Origin of the sequence: Tabrizicola flagellatus (assembly GCF_046295235.1) — a bacterium.
Lineage (GTDB): Bacteria > Pseudomonadota > Alphaproteobacteria > Rhodobacterales > Rhodobacteraceae > Tabrizicola > Tabrizicola flagellata_A.
Window position 1 is genome coordinate 22,763 of sequence record NZ_JBKBLV010000033.1, and the last position, 17,685, is coordinate 40,447.

General features: G+C 68.0%; 16 protein-coding genes. 11 read left to right on the top strand and 5 right to left on the bottom strand.

The window, feature by feature from the left end:
- Nucleotides 1-22 precede the first annotated feature (22 nt).
- Nucleotides 23-559, top strand: coding sequence for a SixA phosphatase family protein (locus ACK4IU_RS14190; protein WP_409736331.1), 537 nt, complete (start codon nucleotides 23-25; stop codon nucleotides 557-559).
- 16 nt (nucleotides 560-575) lie between these two features.
- Complete coding sequence (locus ACK4IU_RS14195) at nucleotides 576-2,639, top strand: M28 family metallopeptidase (RefSeq protein ID WP_409736333.1); 2,064 nt, start codon at nucleotides 576-578, stop codon at nucleotides 2,637-2,639.
- A 162-nt stretch (nucleotides 2,640-2,801) separates the two neighbouring features.
- Here the strand turns inward: ACK4IU_RS14195 and ACK4IU_RS14200 are convergent, their stop codons facing one another.
- Nucleotides 2,802-4,028 (bottom strand): argininosuccinate synthase, encoded by a 1,227-nt coding sequence (locus ACK4IU_RS14200; RefSeq protein WP_409736335.1) that lies wholly within the window; start codon nucleotides 4,026-4,028, stop codon nucleotides 2,802-2,804.
- Nucleotides 4,029-4,188: 160 nt separating this feature from the next.
- Nucleotides 4,189-5,136 carry a hypothetical protein gene (locus ACK4IU_RS14205; RefSeq protein WP_409736337.1) on the bottom strand — a complete coding sequence of 316 codons (948 nt, stop codon included), beginning with the start codon at nucleotides 5,134-5,136 and terminating at the stop codon, nucleotides 4,189-4,191.
- 110 nt (nucleotides 5,137-5,246) lie between these two features.
- On the opposite strand from ACK4IU_RS14205, the gene ilvA reads away from it, so the two are divergent.
- Nucleotides 5,247-6,494, top strand: coding sequence for a threonine ammonia-lyase IlvA (gene ilvA, locus ACK4IU_RS14210; RefSeq protein WP_409736339.1), 1,248 nt, complete (start codon nucleotides 5,247-5,249; stop codon nucleotides 6,492-6,494).
- Between the two features lie 50 nt (nucleotides 6,495-6,544).
- Here the strand turns inward: ilvA and ACK4IU_RS14215 are convergent, their stop codons facing one another.
- Nucleotides 6,545-6,883, bottom strand: coding sequence for an Hpt domain-containing protein (locus ACK4IU_RS14215; protein WP_409736341.1), 339 nt, complete (start codon nucleotides 6,881-6,883; stop codon nucleotides 6,545-6,547).
- A 181-nt stretch (nucleotides 6,884-7,064) separates the two neighbouring features.
- On the opposite strand from ACK4IU_RS14215, the gene ACK4IU_RS14220 reads away from it, so the two are divergent.
- Nucleotides 7,065-8,297 carry a PP2C family protein-serine/threonine phosphatase gene (locus tag ACK4IU_RS14220; RefSeq protein ID WP_409736343.1) on the top strand — a complete coding sequence of 411 codons (1,233 nt, stop codon included), beginning with the start codon at nucleotides 7,065-7,067 and terminating at the stop codon, nucleotides 8,295-8,297.
- Here ACK4IU_RS14220 and ACK4IU_RS14225 read toward each other — a convergent pair.
- Nucleotides 8,289-8,726 carry an NUDIX hydrolase gene (locus tag ACK4IU_RS14225; protein WP_409736345.1) on the bottom strand — a complete coding sequence of 146 codons (438 nt, stop codon included), beginning with the start codon at nucleotides 8,724-8,726 and terminating at the stop codon, nucleotides 8,289-8,291. The genes ACK4IU_RS14220 and ACK4IU_RS14225 overlap by 9 nt on opposite strands.
- A 76-nt stretch (nucleotides 8,727-8,802) precedes the next feature.
- On the opposite strand from ACK4IU_RS14225, the gene ACK4IU_RS14230 reads away from it, so the two are divergent.
- The 7 genes from ACK4IU_RS14230 (at nucleotide 8,803) to ACK4IU_RS14260 (ending at nucleotide 17,305) form a co-directional block, all read left to right on the top strand.
- Nucleotides 8,803-9,786 (top strand): Hsp33 family molecular chaperone HslO, encoded by a 984-nt coding sequence (locus ACK4IU_RS14230; RefSeq protein ID WP_409736347.1) that lies wholly within the window; start codon nucleotides 8,803-8,805, stop codon nucleotides 9,784-9,786.
- A complete protein-coding gene (locus ACK4IU_RS14235) occupies nucleotides 9,783-10,379 on the top strand; it encodes a CoA pyrophosphatase (RefSeq protein WP_409736349.1) in 597 nt (198 codons plus the stop codon). The genes ACK4IU_RS14230 and ACK4IU_RS14235 overlap by 4 nt, the downstream gene beginning before the upstream one ends.
- The gene (locus ACK4IU_RS14240; protein ID WP_409736351.1) at nucleotides 10,376-11,533 is read left to right on the top strand and encodes a CCA tRNA nucleotidyltransferase; all 1,158 of its coding nucleotides are present in this window, start codon (nucleotides 10,376-10,378) and stop codon (nucleotides 11,531-11,533) included. Before ACK4IU_RS14235 ends, ACK4IU_RS14240 begins: the two co-directional genes overlap by 4 nt.
- A gap of 161 nt (nucleotides 11,534-11,694) precedes the next feature.
- A complete protein-coding gene (locus ACK4IU_RS14245) occupies nucleotides 11,695-13,542 on the top strand; it encodes an ABC transporter ATP-binding protein (protein WP_409736353.1) in 1,848 nt (615 codons plus the stop codon).
- 109 nt (nucleotides 13,543-13,651) lie between these two features.
- On the top strand, nucleotides 13,652-15,508 hold the full coding sequence (locus ACK4IU_RS14250; protein ID WP_409736355.1) for an ABC transporter ATP-binding protein: 1,857 nt from the start codon (nucleotides 13,652-13,654) through the stop codon (nucleotides 15,506-15,508).
- On the top strand, nucleotides 15,505-16,719 hold the full coding sequence (locus ACK4IU_RS14255; RefSeq protein ID WP_409736357.1) for a class I SAM-dependent RNA methyltransferase: 1,215 nt from the start codon (nucleotides 15,505-15,507) through the stop codon (nucleotides 16,717-16,719). The genes ACK4IU_RS14250 and ACK4IU_RS14255 overlap by 4 nt, the downstream gene beginning before the upstream one ends.
- Nucleotides 16,720-16,810: 91 nt before the next feature.
- Nucleotides 16,811-17,305 carry a murein L,D-transpeptidase family protein gene (locus tag ACK4IU_RS14260; RefSeq protein WP_409736359.1) on the top strand — a complete coding sequence of 165 codons (495 nt, stop codon included), beginning with the start codon at nucleotides 16,811-16,813 and terminating at the stop codon, nucleotides 17,303-17,305.
- A gap of 50 nt (nucleotides 17,306-17,355) precedes the next feature.
- Here the strand turns inward: ACK4IU_RS14260 and ACK4IU_RS14265 are convergent.
- Nucleotides 17,356-17,685 (bottom strand): CAP domain-containing protein (locus ACK4IU_RS14265; protein WP_409736361.1); only part of this gene is annotated, 330 nt, incomplete at its 5' end.

Sequence of the window (17,685 nt, forward strand, 5' to 3'; positions counted from 1 at the left end):
ATCATTTCAGGAAGGGATCGCCATGGACAGCCCGACCTCCGCCCCCTCCGGAGCGGCGATTCTGCCACTGCACGAGATCGAACCGACTGCCACCATCAAGCGCAGGCTTGCCAAGCTCATGTGGACCGTGACGGTCGTCATGGTCCGTCATGCCGAACGCGGGGCCGGGTCCGATCCGGCGCTCACCCCTGCCGGCCAGGCCCGCGCGGCGCTTCTGGCCCGGATGCTGCAAGACGCCAACCTCTCGGCGGTCTTCGTCACCGACACGCTGCGCTCGCGCCAGACCGGCACCCCGGCGGCGCAGGCGGCGGGCCTGCAACCCACCCTCTACGCCGCCACCGACGCCGCGGGCCTGGTCGCCGCGATCCGCGCCGGCCACGCCGGACGCACCGTCCTGGTCGTCGCCCATTCCAACACCGTGGACGACATTGCCGCCGCCCTCGGCGCCCCCGGCCTGCCCGAACTGGCCGACAGCCAGTTCGACCGGCTCTTCGTCCTCACCCGCAGCTGGTGCGCGACCCGCATCCTGCGCCTGCGCTACGGCACCCCCACGCCCTGACCGTCAGGAGACCCCCATGCCCCCGATTACCCGCGCCATCGTCGTTCTCGACCAGACCAGCGGCACCCTGCGCCAGGAGGACGGCCGCCTCCTTGGTCTCGACCTCGCGCCGTCGCTGCACGCGGCCGCAACCGGCCTCTCCGGGGTCGAGATCCTGCTTGTCCTCCCCGGCGCCGCCGACCTGCCCGGCGCCGAGGCCCTGACGGGTTTCGCCCCCGCCGGCCTCCGCCTGCTGCCGCTCGGCCCGCTGTCCTACGGCGACCACGGCGCGCTGTCGGGCGGCGATCCGGCGACCGCGCTGGTCTCGGCCGACCGGCGCCTGCGGGGCGAGGCGCAGGCCGCGGGCTTCACCTCCGCCGCCCATCCCGCGCTGATCCCGATGCTGGCCCGCGGCGTGACCCCCGTCGCCGCCCGCATCGCGGGACCGCGCGCTGTCGTCGAACGCTTCGCGGCCCGCAGCGGCGCGATCCCGATGCAGTTCCAGCCCGCAACCGAGGGCTGGGCGCTGATTGCCCTGACCCCGCCCGAGGCCCAGGCCACCGCCGCCGCGATGGGCCTCTCGGTCTTGCCCCTCGCCTGTGACCCCGCGACCGAGGATCTGGTCTGGGCCCGGCTCGACGCGGGCGATCCCGGCCACCAGGACGACCTCGCCGCCGCGCTGGCCGGCCGGCCGATCCTCTACAGCGAGCCGGGCCAGATCCTGATCGCGCTGAAACCCGGCGAGACGGCCGAGGCCTTCCACCTGCACGGCGGCCATGGCCATGCCGAGTTTCTCGCCCCCGACCCGGGCCTTCTGCAACCGGCCCTGCACGAGGCCGCCGATTTCGACGTGCCCGACATCGGCAAGCTGCCCGAGATCCTGGAGGCCGTGGAAATCGACCCCGCCGTCCGCAAGATCCTCGCCGCGATCCGCCCGCGCTGTTCGGTGGTGACCGCCGCCTACGAGGCCGACCTCGACCGCTACACGGGCGTCACCGCGCTCGATGCCGCCGGCCCCATCGTCTCGCGCCATTCCGCGCATCCCGACAACAAGCGCGCCGAGGCCGCGCTGATCGCCGACCTGCGCGCCATGGGCTACTGCCCTTGGCGGCACGACTTCGTCCATGCCGGGGCCACCCATTCCAACATCATCGCCGACCTGCCCGGCCTGGGCCGCCTGCGGATCCGGCCCGAGATCCTGGAGCGTTACCTTCGCATCCTGCGCGATGCCGGGCCCCTGCCCCCGCCCGACCGCTGGCTGCCGGACCTCGGCGCCCTCGCCCCGGACAGCTGGGCCGAGGGCTTCGACGATCTGCCCGATGCCACCATCCGGGCCGAGATCGAACGGGTCCTGAAGCTGCAACCCTGGTTTCCCTGGTGGAAGCACCGCTGCCCGCTCCCCGGCTTCGGCGCGGGTCTCGTCATCGTCGGCGCGCATATGGATTCGACTGCCGGGTTCGAACCGGGCTACCAGGCGCCCAGCAGCCCTGCGCCGGGGCGCGACGACAACGGCTCCGGCCTGGCCGGGGTGCTGTCGCTCGCCCGCCACTTCCGCGCCTATGCCGGCAGGCTGACCCACACCGTCCGCTTCTGTTTCTTCAATGCCGAGGAATCGGGCCTGGTCGGGTCCAAGGCCTATGCGGCATCCCTGAAGGCGGCTCGGGCGCCGGTGCGGGCGGTGATCTGCATGGACATGATCGGCTACAATTCCGACGCCAACCGGATCTTCGAGCTGCATGCGGGCTATACCGACCCCGCGATCCGCGACCTGAGCCTGCCGCTGGCCGACCGCGTGGCGCTGGCCGCCGCCCAGCTTGGCCGGCTGGCGCTCGCGCAGATCTACAAGGGCACCTCGACCTTCGGCGGGCCGGACCGCAACGTCTATGACGGGGCGATCAACCGCTCGGACCATGCGGCCTTCCATCAGCAGGGCTGGGGCGCAGTGCTGGCCAGCGAGGATTTCTTCGCGAACCTGCCCACCGAGCCCGCCGCCGACGGCAATCCGAACTACCACCGCGCCGCCGACCGGACGACGGATGCCGCCTATGCCCGCGACATCGTCTGCGCCGTCGCCCGCGCCGTGACGCAGCTTGCGCTCTAGGCTCCTCGTGCGCCTCCGGCTTCTCGTCGCGAAGGCCAAGCGAGGAGTGACGAAGTCATCGACGAGCGTTCCGCGGCACACCGCCAAAGGTAAAGGGCGCGTAAATGCGCGCCCTCAACGCATTGATTTGCCTTTGACCAGAGTCCCGTCCACCGTGGACGGCTACTTCGCCACCCGCGCGTTCCGGCTGGCGATCAGCCGCAGCCGCAGCGCATTCAGCCTGATGAAGCCTTCCGCGTCCTTCTGGTCGTAGGCGCCGGCATCCTCCTCGAAGGTGACGTGCTTCTCGCTGTAAAGCGAATGCTCAGACCAGCGCGCCACCGTCCGGGCCGAGCCCTTGTAAAGCTTCACCCTCACCGTCCCGGTCACATGCTCCTGCGTCTTGTCGATCAGCGCCTGCAGCGCCTCGCGTTCCGGGCTGAACCAGAACCCGTTGTAGATCAGTTCCGCATAGCGCGGCATGATGCTGTCCTTCAGATGCCCCGCGCCCGCGTCCAGCGTGATCTGCTCGATCCCCCGGTGCGCCTCCAGCAGGATCGTGCCGCCCGGCGTCTCGTAGACCCCGCGGCTCTTCATGCCCACGAAGCGGTTCTCCACCAGGTCCAGCACCCCCACGCCGTGCCTGCCGCCAAGCTCGTTCAACCGGGTCAGGATCGTGGCCGCCGACATCCGCTCGCCGTTGATCGCCACGGCATCGCCCTTCTCGAAGGTGATCTCCACCATCTCGGCCTGATCCGGCGCCTCTTCCACCGGCACCACCCGCTGCAACACATAGTTCGGGAATTCCTCGGCCGGATTCTCCAGCACGCGGCCCTCCGACGAGGTGTGCAACAGGTTCGCGTCCACGCTGAACGGAGCCTCTCCCCGCTTGTCCTTGGCGATCGGAATCTGATTGGCCTCGGCGAACTCAAGCAGTTTCGTCCGGCTGGTCAGATTCCACAGTCGCCAGGGCGCGATCACCTTGATCGCCGGATCCAGCGCCGCGGCAGACAGCTCGAACCGCACCTGGTCGTTGCCCTTGCCCGTCGCGCCATGCGCCACCGCATCCGCGCCCGTCTCATGCGCGATGCGCACGAGGTGCTGGCTGATCAGCGGCCGGGCGATCGAGGTGCCCAGAAGATACAGCCCCTCGTACAGCGCATTGGCCCGGAACATCGGGAAGACGAAGTCGCGCACGAATTCTTCACGCACATCGACGATGTGGATGTTCTCGGGCCTGATCCCCAGAAGCAGCGCCTTCTGACGGGCGGGCTCCAGCTCCTCGCCCTGGCCCAGATCGGCGGTGAAGGTCACCACCTCGCAGCCATACTCCGTCTGCAGCCATTTCAGGATGATCGAGGTATCAAGCCCGCCCGAATAGGCGAGGACGACTTTCTTCGGCTTCTGCATGGATGCACTCCGTCCCGGTTTCGCTGGCGCTTAAAGCGAAACCGGGCCGAGGGCAAGAATGGCCGAAACCCGTGTCGAGGCTCGACCCGCAGAAGCCGGACGCGCGCCCCGATGATTCGGCGATCGCTTCGGTGCGGCCATGGCCCTGCGGCCAGGCGGATCACTTCACGACGATGACCTCATCCGCTTCGGGAAGTAGCACCGCGGTCTCATCTGATGCCAGCGTTTCGGCCACGGTGGCGTCGATCTCGGTCTGGTGCGGGGCCAGCCTGGCGCGCAAGGCGTCCAGCAGCGCAGTCGCGTCTCCCGTCTTGTTCCAGGCATCAATGATCGCCTGTTCGGCATCGGTGACAGCCTGGCCCGCCAGGGCGGCGGCGTCCCGGGCAGCCTGGATCTCCGCATCCTCCGGCCGGCTTTCTGCAAGCTGAAGCCCGGTCGCATCGGTTCCGCCAAAATCTGCGATCATTGTGTCGATGTCACCCGACACAGCCAGCTGCTCGTCCGTCAGCGTGCCGTCCGTCCGTGCCTGAAGATAATCTTCCACGGTCGCGAAGCCTGCTTCCTCGACCTTCGCCTGAAGGGCATCGAACTCCGCGGCGCGTGCTTCCAGTTCAGCCGCCTGACCCGCCGCGGCCAGGGCCGAAGAGTCCGCCACCGCCAGCCCGGCCAGAAGGCCCACCGGACCCTTCGTCGTCTGGCCGTTGCGGATATGCGCCAGCACGGCGTTTATGTTGGCGTTCATGGCGCCGTTCATCTTGCCAAGTTCGTTCGGCGCAAGCCCAGCCGCCTTTGCGGACTTGGCCTTGGCGGCCTTCATGGAGCCGTCTTCGGCCGCCTTCGTTGTCTTCTTATTGGTGGCGGATTTGGCGGACTTCTCCTGTTTGGCCTTGCGCTTCTCGGACGACTTCGCCTCGGACTTCCCCTTCCCGGACGATCTCGCCTCGGATTTACCCGATTCGGACTTCTTCGATTCAGACTTGCCCTTCCCCCCACCAGAGCCCTCACCCTTGGCATGTGCGGCGCCAAACCCCGGGGGGAGAACTGCCAGGGCCGGGGAAAAAACCAGGAGTGACACGGCAAGTACAGACAACAGTTTCATCTTGCGCATTGGAGCGAGTCCTTGTCTGGATGGCACAGGCTAATGAATGGTCTTCCATCCGAGGCGCCAATCATGGCCAGAATATGACACAACGCATAAACCAGAGGTATACTGGGGCCATGTCAGGCTTTGCGGATGCGGCAAGAGCGACGACCGCGGCCCTGCGCGCGCTGTTCCCCGAAACGCCGCTCCAGCGCAACGACTTCCTGTCGGACCGCTACGGCGCCGAGATCTGGCTGAAGCGCGAGGACCTGTCGCCGGTCCGCAGCTACAAGCTGCGCGGCGCTTTCAATGCGATGCGCAAGGTGCGCGCCGCGCGGCCCGACCAGCGCCGCTTCGTCTGTGCCAGCGCGGGCAACCATGCGCAGGGAATGGCCTATGCCTGCCGGCATTTCGATGTCTCGGGCACGATCTTCATGCCGGTGACAACCCCGCAGCAGAAGATCGACAAGACCCGGGTCTTCGGCGGCGCGAACATCGAGATCGTGCTGACCGGCGACTATTTCGACCAGACGCTTGCCGCCGCCCAGGCCTTCTGTGCCGAGGCGCGGGCGCATTTCCTGTCGCCCTTCGACGATCCCGACGTGATCGAGGGACAGGCGTCGGTCGGCGTGGAACTCCTCGACCAGCTTGGCCGCGCGCCCGATCTCGTGGTGCTGCCGGTCGGCGGGGGCGGGCTGGCCTCGGGGGTGACCAGCTATCTGCGCGAAGTGGAGCCGGACACCGATTTCCGCTTTGTCGAGCCCCTCGGCGGGGCCAGCCTGACCGCCGCCCTGATGCAGGGCGCGCCCGTCAAGCTGCCGCAGGTCAACAGCTTCGTCGATGGCGCCGCCGTGGCCCGGGTCGGCGACCACACCTTCCGCCGACTGAACTGGGTGGACCGCGAGGATGTGCTTCTGGCGCCAGAGGACCGGATCTGCGTGACCATGCTGGAAATGCTGAACCACGAGGGCATCGTGCTGGAACCTGCCGGCGCCCTGTCCCTGGACGTGCTGCCCGAACTGGCCGAGGAGATCCGGGGCAAGACCGTGGTCTGCGTCACCTCGGGCGGGAATTTCGACTTCGAGCGCCTGCCTGAGGTCAAGGAACGCGCCCAGCGGTTCGCGGGGCTGAAGAAGTATTTCATCCTGCGCATGCCGCAGCGCCCCGGCGCCCTGCGCGAGTTCCTGAACCTCCTTGGCCCCGATGACGACATCACACGCTTCGAATACCTGAAGAAATCGGCGCGCAACTTCGGCTCGGTCCTGATCGGCATCGAGACCCGCTCGGCCGGCGGGTTCGCCGGCTTCACCGCCCGCATGGATGCCGCGGGCCTGGCCTTCCGGGACATCACCAACGACGAGGCCCTTTCCGAGTTTCTCATCTAGTCGTGCAACGACCTGAAGCCCACGCGCCCCGGATCGCGGGTGGCCCATCGTCAGGCGGCGCCGGCCTTGTCTGCGGACAATCCGCCCAGCAGCCCGGCGCGCGAGGCGCGATAGACCGATGCGACCTGCGCCACGTCCACCAGAACCCCGTCGCCGGCGGCGGCCCGACGCTCACCTTCCTGGCAGATCGCCGCAAGGTCGCGGAGGCCCAGGTTCAGTGCGCTGCCCTTCAGGAAATGCAACTGCCCCTCAACCTCATTGTCGGGCACGCCCTCCAGCAGCGCCCGCACGGCCCCTTCGGCCTCTTCCAGGAACATGTCTGCGACTTCGGCAAAGCCGTCCGCCCCGATTTCCTCCCGCAATTCGTCAACCCGTTTCCAGTCAATCATCGCACCCACCCGCAATATCACCCAGGCGCACATTCTGACGGCGCGATCGTTAACAAAGGGTCGTCAGCCACGGGCTCTTTGCCGCGCATTTTAACGTTCACCCTGCGTTAAGCCCTGACCGGCAGCCTGCGCCGATCAGGTCGGAGAGGTCGATGTGCTTGCCGGTGCGATGAGGGTCGGAATGGGGCAGCCGAGCATCGGCGCGCCGCGGCATGTGCTCGTGGTCGATGACAGCCGGGCGCAGCGTCTCATGCTGTCGATGCAATTGTCCCGCTGGGGGTATCAGGTCACCGACTGCGGCAACGCCACCGCCGCGCTGGATCTCTGCCGGGCTCAGGCCTTCGACATCGTCATCAGCGACTGGATGATGCCGGGCCTTACCGGCCTTGAGTTCTGCCGCGAATTCAGGGCCTTGGATCATGAATCCTACGGCTACTTCATCCTGCTCACCTCCAAGTCCGAAACGACCGAAATCGCCGATGGGCTGGAGGCCGGGGCCGATGATTTCCTGACCAAGCCCGTCGCTTCGAACGAGCTGCGCGCCCGCCTGCGCGCGGGCGAGCGCATGCTGGCCATGCAGGCCGAGCTTCTGGCCAAGAACAGGGTCATCGCCTCGACCCTGGCCGAACTGCAGGGAATCTATGATTCGCTCGATCGCGACCTGATCGAGGCGCGGAAGCTGCAGCAGACCCTCGTGCGCGACCGGGTGCGGGACTACGGCTGGGCCACCGTCTCGCTCATGCTGCGCAATTCGGGTCGGGTCGGGGGCGATCTGGTCGGCAGCTTCCGGGTGGACGACAACCGGGTGGCGGTCTATTCGATCGACGTTTCGGGCCATGGCGTCGCCTCGGCGATGATGACGGCGCGGCTGGCGGGGTTCCTGACCGGCTCGTCGCCGGAACAGAACCTCGCCTTCCAGAAGGGTCCACGGGGGACGCATGTCCTTCTGCCGCCCGAAGCCGTGGCGCAGCGGTTCAACCGTCTGATGCTGGAAGAGATCCAGGCCGAACAGTATTTCACCATGGTCTTCGCCGTGGCCGACCGCGCGGCGCGGCAGATCAGCCTCGTTCAGGCCGGCCATCCGCACCCGATGATGATCCGCGCCTCGGGCCAGGTGGAACGCCTTGGCCGCGGCGGCCTGCCGATCGGCCTTGTCCCCGATGCAAGCTATGACTGGCAGGACATCCCCTTTGCCCCCGGCGACCGGCTGGTGCTGGTCTCGGACGGCGTCACCGAATGTCCGCTGCCCGCGGGCGGCGACTTCGGCGAGGACGGGCTGGCCGCAAGCCTGCGGGCCTCGGCGCGCCTCTCCGGCGCCGACCTGCTGGAATCGCTCATCTGGGACATCGCCCGCGAGTCGGGCAGCGACAGCTTTGCCGACGATGTCTCGGCCGTGGTGCTGGACCTATCCTAGCGCGCGGGCCAGCATCGCCCGGTCTCCCGGATTGCCCAGCCGCCAGAGCGCCTCCTCGACCGGCAGCCAGATCGCGGTGTGGCCGGGCTCGGACGGCGGGCCGAGACGGCGGACAGGGCGGCCGAGATAGATGGTGCAGACCTTTTCCGCCCAGAGATCGTATTCCGGCATGTAGGTGAACCGCCGGAACGCCCCCAGACGCCGCGTCACCGCGACTTTCCAGCCGGTCTCCTCGAACACCTCGCGGTGCAACGCCGGAATCGGCTGCTCGCCGGGGTCGATCCCGCCGCCAGGCAATTGGAACTCGGGAACCGGCTCGGCCTGGTGCGTGATCAGGATGTGCTTGCCCCGCCGCAGGATCGCATAGACCCCCGGCCGCCGGGTATAGTTTTGTCCCGGCTTCAACGGCTCGCCATGGCGTCGGATCATGTCGCCCCCTTGGACCTTCGGTTGCCCTGCCTATATAGGCGCGGTATGCCAGCAACGGCAGCAACAGGAAATCCCCATGACCACCGGTTCGCAGATCGCCTGGGACGATACCGTCCTGCCATTCCAGCTTGACGCCTCGGGCATCCGCGGCCGCGTCGCGCGGCTTGACGGCGTGCTGGACCAGGTCCTGAAGCAGCACGCCTATCCCTCCGTCATCGAGGCGCTGGTGGCCGAGACCGCGCTTCTGACCGCGCTGATCGGCCAGACCATCAAGCTGCGCTGGAAGCTGTCGCTCCAGGTCCGCGGCAAGGGCCCGGCCCGGCTGATCGCCACCGACTATTACGGCCCGACCGCCGAAGGCGAACCCGCCCGCATCCGCGCCTATGCCAGCTACGACGCCGAACGGCTCGACCCGACCGCCGACCCCTTCTCGCAGATCGGCGAGGGGTATTTCGCGGTGATGCTCGACCAGGGCGAGGGGATGCTGCCCTACCAGGGCTTCACACCGATCGCCGGCGGCAGCCTGTCGGCCTGCGCCGAAACCTATTTCGCCCAGTCCGAACAGATCCCGACCCGCTTCCAGCTTGCCTATGGCGAAAGCGCCGAGCCCGGCCGCCCGCTGCACTGGCGCGCGGGTGGCATCATGCTGCAACACATGCCGCAGACCGGTGGGGTCGCGGCCGAGCAGGGCTCGGGCGAGGGCGGACTCCTGACGCATGCCGACATCCTGGCCGGCGCGGAATCCGACGACTGGAACCGGGCGAACCTCCTCCTCGACACGGTCGAGACGCTGGAGATGATCGGCCCCTCGGTCCCCCCGACCGACCTCCTCGTGCGCCTGTTCCACGAGGAAGGCCCGCGCGTCTTCGACGCCCAGCCGGTGCGCTTCGGCTGTTCCTGCAGCGAGGACAAGGTGCGCAACACCATGTCGATCTACAGCCAGAAGGACATCGCGCAGATGACCACCGAGGCCGGGGTCGTCACCGCCGACTGCCAGTTCTGCGGCGCGCATTACGAGCTTGACCCCAGGACGCTGGGCTTCGAGGCCGTCAAACCGTGACCAACCCCGAGGACGCCCTGCGGAAGGCGCTTGCCCGCCCCGCCGGGCCGTCCTCGGATTTCGACCTGAACCCGGGGATGCACCCCCGCCCCGACAAGCCCCTGCGCCCCGCCGCCGTGCTGGTCCCGGTCTGGCTGCGCCCCGAAGGCGCGACCGTGATCCTGACCAAGCGGTCGTCGCACCTGAAACACCACCCCGGCCAGATCGCCTTTCCGGGCGGCAAGGTCGACCCCACCGACGCTGGCCCCGAGGCCGCCGCGCTGCGCGAAACGCGGGAAGAGATCGGCCTTCCGGAGACCCAAGTCGAGATCATCGGCACCCTCCCCATCCACGAAACCGTCACCGGCTTCGCCGTCACCCCCTTCGTCGGCCTTGTCCGCGGCCCCTTCGATGCGATCCCCGAGGCTGGCGAAGTCGAGGAAGTCTTCACCGTCCCCCTCTCCCATGTCCTCACCCCAGCCCGCTACGCGATCGAGCGCCGCCGCTGGATGGGCGTCTGGCGCCGCTATTACGCCGTCCCCTACGGCCCCTATTACATCTGGGGCGCCACCGCGCGTATCCTGCGGGGGTTGGCGGACCGGGTCGGACAATGAAGATCGAGGGAGATTGGCTGCACCATCCGGGCACCCAGGCGCTGATGCAGGCGCTGGAAGCGGCAGGCCATCAGGCCCTGTTCGTCGGCGGCTGCGTCCGCAACGCGCTTCTGGCCGAACCCGTCAGCGACGTGGACATCAGCACCGACGCGACGCCCGAAGCCGTCTCCGCCCTTGCCGAGGCCGCAGGCTTCAAACCCGTCCCCACCGGCATAGACCACGGGACCGTCACGGTCGTCGCCGGGGGCAAGCCGCACGAAGTCACCACCTTCCGCCGCGACGTGGAAACTGACGGCCGCCGCGCGGTGGTGGCCTTCTCGACCCGGATCGAGGAAGACGCCCGACGCCGTGACTTCACGATGAACGCGCTTTACGCCGACCGACACGGCACTGTCATCGACCCGCTGAACGGCCTGCCCGACCTCCTCTCCCGCCGCGTCCGCTTTGTCGGCGACCCCGAGACGCGCATCCGCGAGGACTACCTGCGCATCCTCCGCTTCTTCCGGTTCCACGCCTGCTATGGCGACCCCGAAGGCGGGATCGACGCCGAGGGCCTTGCCGCCTGCTCCGCGCTGGCGGACGGTCTCGACGTCATCTCGAAGGAACGCGTCACCGCCGAACTGCGCAAGCTCCTCTCTGCCCGCGACCCGGCCCCCGCCGTTGCCGCCATGGCGCAGGCCGGTGTCCTCGCGCGCGTCCTGCCCGGCGCCGACCCGCGCGCCCTTGGTCCGCTCGTCCACCTGGAAACCGGGCATCTCGACGCCGATCCCCCCCCGCGCTGGCTCCGCCGCCTTGCCGTCCTTTGTGGCGACACCGATCCCCTCCGCCTCTCGAAGGCCGAGGCCCGCGACCTGACGGCCCTCCGCACCGCCCTCGGCAGCGTGGACATCCCCGCCGCACTAGGTTGGCGCCTTGGCGAAACCCTTGGGCTCGACGCCATCCTCGCCCGTGCGGTGAGCCTGGGCACGCCCCCGCCGCCGGGCTGGCAAGACGAGGTCCGTCGCGGGGCCAACGCCCGGTTCCCCGTCACCGCCGCCGACCTGATGCCAGGCTTGCAGGGCGAGGCGCTGGGCGCGCGGATGAAGGAACTTCAGACCCGCTGGCTTTCCTCGGGCCTGACGCTTTCGCGCGAAGACCTCTTGAAAGAGGCGTGACAATCGGCCGCGATTCGTCTAAGCACGTCCCACCCAAGAAGGAGACCGGCATGGAAAACAGGATCCCCCTTCAGCTCGCCTGAGTTGACCGATCCTGTCGTGGCGGTCGCTTGCAGGCACCGCTTCACCCCATCGCTGCACGTCTCCAGGGTCTTCCCACCATGTTTCGTTTTCTCGAAAATCTCGTCGATCCCTATCAACCGTACGTTGAACAGGACGCCCCGCCCCGCCGGCTCTGGCCCTTCCTGAAGGACTACATCCGGCCGTTCAAAGCCGTCTTCGCCGTCACCGCCCTCTTCTCGATGGGCAACGCGGTGCTGGACGTGGGCATGATCTGGTATCTCAGCCGCCTCGTGGACCTGATGGCCGGGCAGACCCCGCAGGCCTTCCTGGAAAACCACTGGACCGAGATCATGGTGGCCGCGCTGGTGATCCTGTTCGTCCGCCCCCTGGTCGCGGGCGGGTCCGTGGGCCTGCTGCACAACACGATCCTGACAAACTTCGGCACGATGATGCGCTGGCGCGCGCACCGGCATGTCCTGCGCCAGCCCGTCGGCTGGTTCGAAAGCGATTTCGCGGGGCGCATCGCCAACCGGATCATGCAGGCCCCGCCCGCCGCCGGCGACGCGGTGTTCCAGGTCTTCGACATGGCCGCCTTCGCCGCCGCGACCTTCCTCGGCGCGCTTCTGATGCTGGCCGATGCCGACCCGCGGCTGATGATCCCGCTCCTGCTCTGGCTCGTGGCCTACCTGTCGCTGATGCGCTGGACCATCCGCCGCGCCGGCCCCGCCGCCACGGCCTCGTCCGACGCGCGCTCGGCAGTGACGGGCCGGGTGGTGGACAGCTATACCAACATCCATTCGGTCAAGCTTTTCGCCCACCAGGCGGCCGAGGAGAACTACGCCAGGGAGGCCATCGAACACGCCCGCACCACCTTCCAGAAGGAAATGCGGATCGTGACGAAGATGGACGTGGCGCTGACCTTCATCAACGGCCTGATGATCCTGGGCGTCTCCAGCCTTGCCATGTGGCTCTGGACCCACGACCTCGCCACGGTCGGCGTCGTCGCCGGGGCCGTGGCGCTGGTGCTCAGGCTTCATTCCATGACCTACTGGATCATGTGGGCCTCGACCCAGCTCGTCCAGAACCTCGGCACACTGGCGGAGGGGATGGAGACGATCGCCCAGCCCGTGACCCTGGTGGACAAGCCCGGCGCAAAGCCGCTACAGTTCCGCGAGGGGCTGCTGGAGCTGAAGAACGTCTCGCACCACTACGGCCGCGGGTTCGGGGGGCTGAAGAACGTCAGCCTCACCATCCGCCCGGGCGAGAAGATCGGCGTGGTCGGCCGCTCGGGTGCGGGGAAATCGACGCTGGTCAAGCTGATCCTTCGCTTCTACGACACCGAAAGCGGGGCCATCCTGATCGACGGCCAGAACATCGCCGATGTCACGCAGGAAAGCCTTCGCCAGAAGATCGGCATGGTGCAGCAGGACTCGTCGCTGCTCCACCGCTCGGTCCGCGACAACATCCTCTACGGCCGCCCCGAGGCGTCGGAGGAAGAGATGATCGCCGCCGCCAAGAAGGCGGAGGCGCATGATTTCATCCTGACCCTTGAAGACCCCCAAGGCCGGAAAGGCTACGACGCCCATGTCGGGGAACGGGGCGTCAAGCTGTCCGGCGGCCAGCGCCAGCGCGTCGCCATCGCCCGGGTGATCCTGAAGGACGCCCCCATCCTGATCCTCGACGAGGCGACCTCGGCGCTGGACTCCGAAGCCGAAGCCGCCATCCAGGGCGCGCTTTACGGCGTGATGGAGGGCAAGACGGTCATCGCCATCGCTCACCGCCTGTCCACCATTGCCGCGATGGACCGGATCGTGGTGCTGGAGGACGGCGAGGTGGTGGAGGACGGCCCCCACGCCGACCTCCTGAGGAGGGGCGGCCTCTACGCCCGCTTCTGGGCGCGCCAGTCCGGCGGTTTCATCGGCCTCGAAGAAGAAGCCGCAGAGTAATCCCCAAGCCCAGGAATTTTCACCGAAAGTTCCTGGGCCGCCCGGGAACCCGGCCGCGCTCACGGCGTTGACACTTGCTTCCCCCCGCCCCAAGGCCTACCTCTCCCCCATGAGCGCGCTTCAAAGCCTCGGCTCCCTCATCGACGCCTTCCGTCCCGCCGACGGCCCCCCTCCGCAAAGGCTGGGCCGCTTCATGCGCTGGGCGCTGGCGGGCTCCTGGCCGATGCTGGTCGTGGCCGGGATCCTCTCCTCCCTCGCCGGCGTGACCGAGGTCGTCTCCGCCCTCATCCTCGGCTGGGTGATCGACGCCGCCGTCGCCTCGGGCCCGACCGACTTCTTCGCCGCCCACTGGCACCTCGTCGCCTGGTTCCTCGGCTTCTACCTCGTCCTGCGACCGCTTGCCTTTGCCGTCTCCTCGGCCTCGAACAGCATCATCATCGGCCCGAACGTGATGCCGCTGGTGCTGTCGCGGCTGCACCGCTGGACCCTGGGCCAGGCCGTGACCTTCTTCGACAACGACTTCGCCGGTCGCATCGCGCAGAAACAGATGCAGGCCGCCCGCGCCGTCACCGATGTCGCGACCGAAGTCATCAACACCGTCTGCTTCGCCTTGGCCTCGGTGATCGGCTCGGTCGCCTTCCTGATCGCCGTGGACTACCGCGCCGCCATCGCGCTTGCGGTCTGGCTCGTCGCCTACATCCTCCTGATCCGCTTCTTCCTGCCGATCATCCGGGTGAACTCCGCCGCCCGCGCCTCGTCCCGCGCCATGGTCTCTGGCCAGGTCGTCGACACGATCACCAACATCAAGACCGTCAAGCTTTTCGCCCATGCCGCCTTCGAGGACCGCGTCGCCATCGACGCGATGGAGGTCTTCCGCGACCGCTCCCTCGAATTCGGCGTCATCTCCACCTGGTTCCGCTTCGCGCTGATGCTGCTGGCGGGCGTCCTGCCCGTCCTCCTGATCGGCGGAACCGTCCTTCTCTGGCAACAGGGCTCGGCCACGGCGGGCGACATCGCCGCCTCCGGGGCCATTGCGCTGCGCATCGCGCAGATGTCGGGCTGGGTCAGCTTCACCCTCATGTCGATCTACACCAGCGTGGGCGAGGTCGAGGACGGCATGCGCACGCTCTCCGTGCCCCACACCCTCGCCGACGCACCCGACGCCGTCACCCTTCCCCGCATCCGGGGCGAGATCCGCTTCGACCACGTCACCTTCGCCTATGGCCGCGAGCGGGGCGGGGTCCGGGACATCGACCTGACCATCCGCGCGGGCGAGAAACTGGGCATCGTCGGCGCCAGCGGGGCGGGCAAATCCTCGCTCGTCTCGCTCCTCCTCCGCCTCTATGACCCCGAACAGGGCCGCATCACCATCGACGGTTTCGACCTGCGCGAGGTGACGCAGGAAAGCCTCCGCCGCCAGATCGGCATGGTCACGCAGGAAACCGCGATGTTCAACCGCAGCGCGCGCGACAATATTGCCTACGGTAGGCCCGAGGCGACCGAGGACGAGATCATCGCCGCCGCCCGCGCCGCCGAGGCGGACGAATTCATCGCCGGCATGCACGACCACCAGGGCCGCAAGGGTTATGACGCCTTCCTCGGCGAACGCGGCGTCAAGCTGTCGGGCGGCCAGCGCCAGCGCATCGCGCTTGCCCGCGCCTTCCTGAAGGACGCGCCGATCCTGGTGCTGGACGAGGCGACGAGCGCGCTTGACTCGGAGGTCGAGGCCTCCATCCAGGAAGCTCTGGGCCGCGTCATGCAGGGCAAGACGGTGCTCGCCATCGCGCACCGTCTCTCCACCATCGCCGCGATGGACCGGATCATCGTCCTTGACCGCGGCCGGATCGTCGAGACGGGCAGCCATGACGAACTTCTGGCGAAGGACGGGCTTTACGCGCGCTACTGGAAACGGCAATCAGGCGGCTTCATCGGCACCGAAGACGAACAGGCGGAAGCGGCAGAGTGATCGTCACCATCGAACGGCTCGGGCACCTCGGGCACGGCATCGCTCCGGGTCCCGTCTATGTGCCCGGAACCCTTCCGGGCGAAGTGGTCGAGGGCACGCCCGACGGCGACCGCCTGCTGGACCCGAAGATCATCACCCCCTCTGTCAACCGGGTCAAACCCCCGTGCCGCCACGCCCGCGCCTGCGGCGGTTGCCAGCTGCAACACGCCTCGGATGCCTTCGTGTCCCGATGGAAGCAGGAGGTCGTCCAGACCGCGCTTGCCGGTCAGGGACTTACGGCCGAGTTCCTGCCGATCGTCACCTCTCCCGCCCGGTCCCGCCGCCGCGCCACGCTGTCCGCCCGCCGCACGAAAGGGGGCGTGCTGATCGGCTTTCACGCCCGGGCCTCGGACACGATCGTCGAGATCCCCGACTGCCAGCTTCTGCACCCCGGCATCCTCGAAGCCTTTCCCGGCCTGCAAGCTCTGGTCCAGACCGGGGGCTCCCGCTCCACCGAGCTTTCCCTGCAGGTGACCCTGACCCGCGGCGGCCCGGATGTCGTCGTCACTGGCGGCAAGCCGCTGGACGCCGCCCTTCGCATGGACCTTGCCCGACTGGTCGAGGCGCACGGCTTCTCGCGCCTGACCTGGGACGGCGAGACCGTGGCGCTGCGTGACCGCCCGGCGCTGGCCATGGGGACGGCCATGGTCGTTGCCCCGCCCGGCGCCTTTCTTCAGGCCACCGCCGGAGGCGAGGCTGCGCTTCTGACCGCCGTGCGGCAGGCGCTTGGCCCGCAGAAGCGGGTCATCGATCTGTTCAGCGGTGTCGGGACCTTCACCCTGCCGCTGGCCGGCGAAATGGAGGTACACGCCGTCGAAGGTGACGCGGCGATGACCAGGGCTCTGGACCTCGCCGCCCGCAACACGCCGGATCTGCACCGGATCTCGGTGGAAACGCGGGACCTGTTCCGGCGGCCGCTGGAACCCGACGAGCTGCGCGGCTTCACCGGCGCCGTCATCGACCCCCCGCGCGCCGGGGCCGAGGCTCAGACCGATCGGCTGGCGCGGTCGGACATCCCGGTGCTCGCCGCCGTGTCTTGCAACCCCGTCACCTTTGCCCGTGATGCGAGGGTCCTGTCGGACCATGGCTACCGGCTGGACTGGGTCCGGGTCGTCGACCAGTTCCGCTGGTCCACCCACATCGAGCTTGTCGCCCGTCTGTCGCGCGCCTGACAAATCCGTGAAGCCCCGCAGCTCTCGCCGCACTAGGCAAATCGACCGTTTTCCGCTATCCATCAGAAAAAAAAGACAGGCGGGCAAGGGCATGCGTACTCTCGGATGGCTGGCGATCCTCGTGGCGGTGATCGGCCTTTCGGGCTGTGGAGATCCCAAGTTCCGCAAGTACCGCGGTCCCGAAGTGACCCAGATCCAGGTCCACAAGGCCGACCGGCGAATGTATCTTCTGCACAATGACAAGGTGCTGAAGGCCTACGACATCGCTCTCGGCTTTGCACCCGAGGGGCACAAGCAGTTCGAGGGTGACGGCAAGACGCCTGAAGGCGCCTATACGATCAGCCACAAGAACCCGAACTCGCGGTTCCACCTGTCGCTGCGCATCGACTATCCCAACGCCAACGACATCGCCTTTGCCGAGGCGCAGGGCAAACAACCCGGCGGTGACATCTTCATCCACGGAGGACCGAGACGGCCCGTCTCGGTGCGCGACTGGACCGAAGGCTGCGTCGCCCTGACCGACAAGGAGATGGAGGTCGTCTATTCGATGGTAAAGCCCGGAACGCCGATCTACATCCTGCCCTGAACGCGAACGGGGGCCCGAAGGCCCCCGCACGACAGTCATGTTGGCCGGGCTCAGGCCCCGGTCAGCATCGTCCACCAGATCTTTCCGCCCGGCTCCTGATACCAGGCAAAGCCCAGCCGCGTCGCCAGCGGGTCCATGATGACCACCCGGGTATCGGGCTGTGCCATCCAGGACGACAGCGTCTCGAGCTCGGTCTCGTAGGTCTCCGAGATGTTCTCGCCCAGCAGCCGGCCGGTGAAGCCGCTGCGCTGCGCCCGTACAAGGGGCGAGGATCCGTCGGACCCGAAATGCCAGGGCCGGTTCTGCACCGACATGTCGCGCGAATGGGTCTCGGCTGCGGCGTTCAGGCTGGCGTCGAAGGCCACCGGTTGCAGCGACTT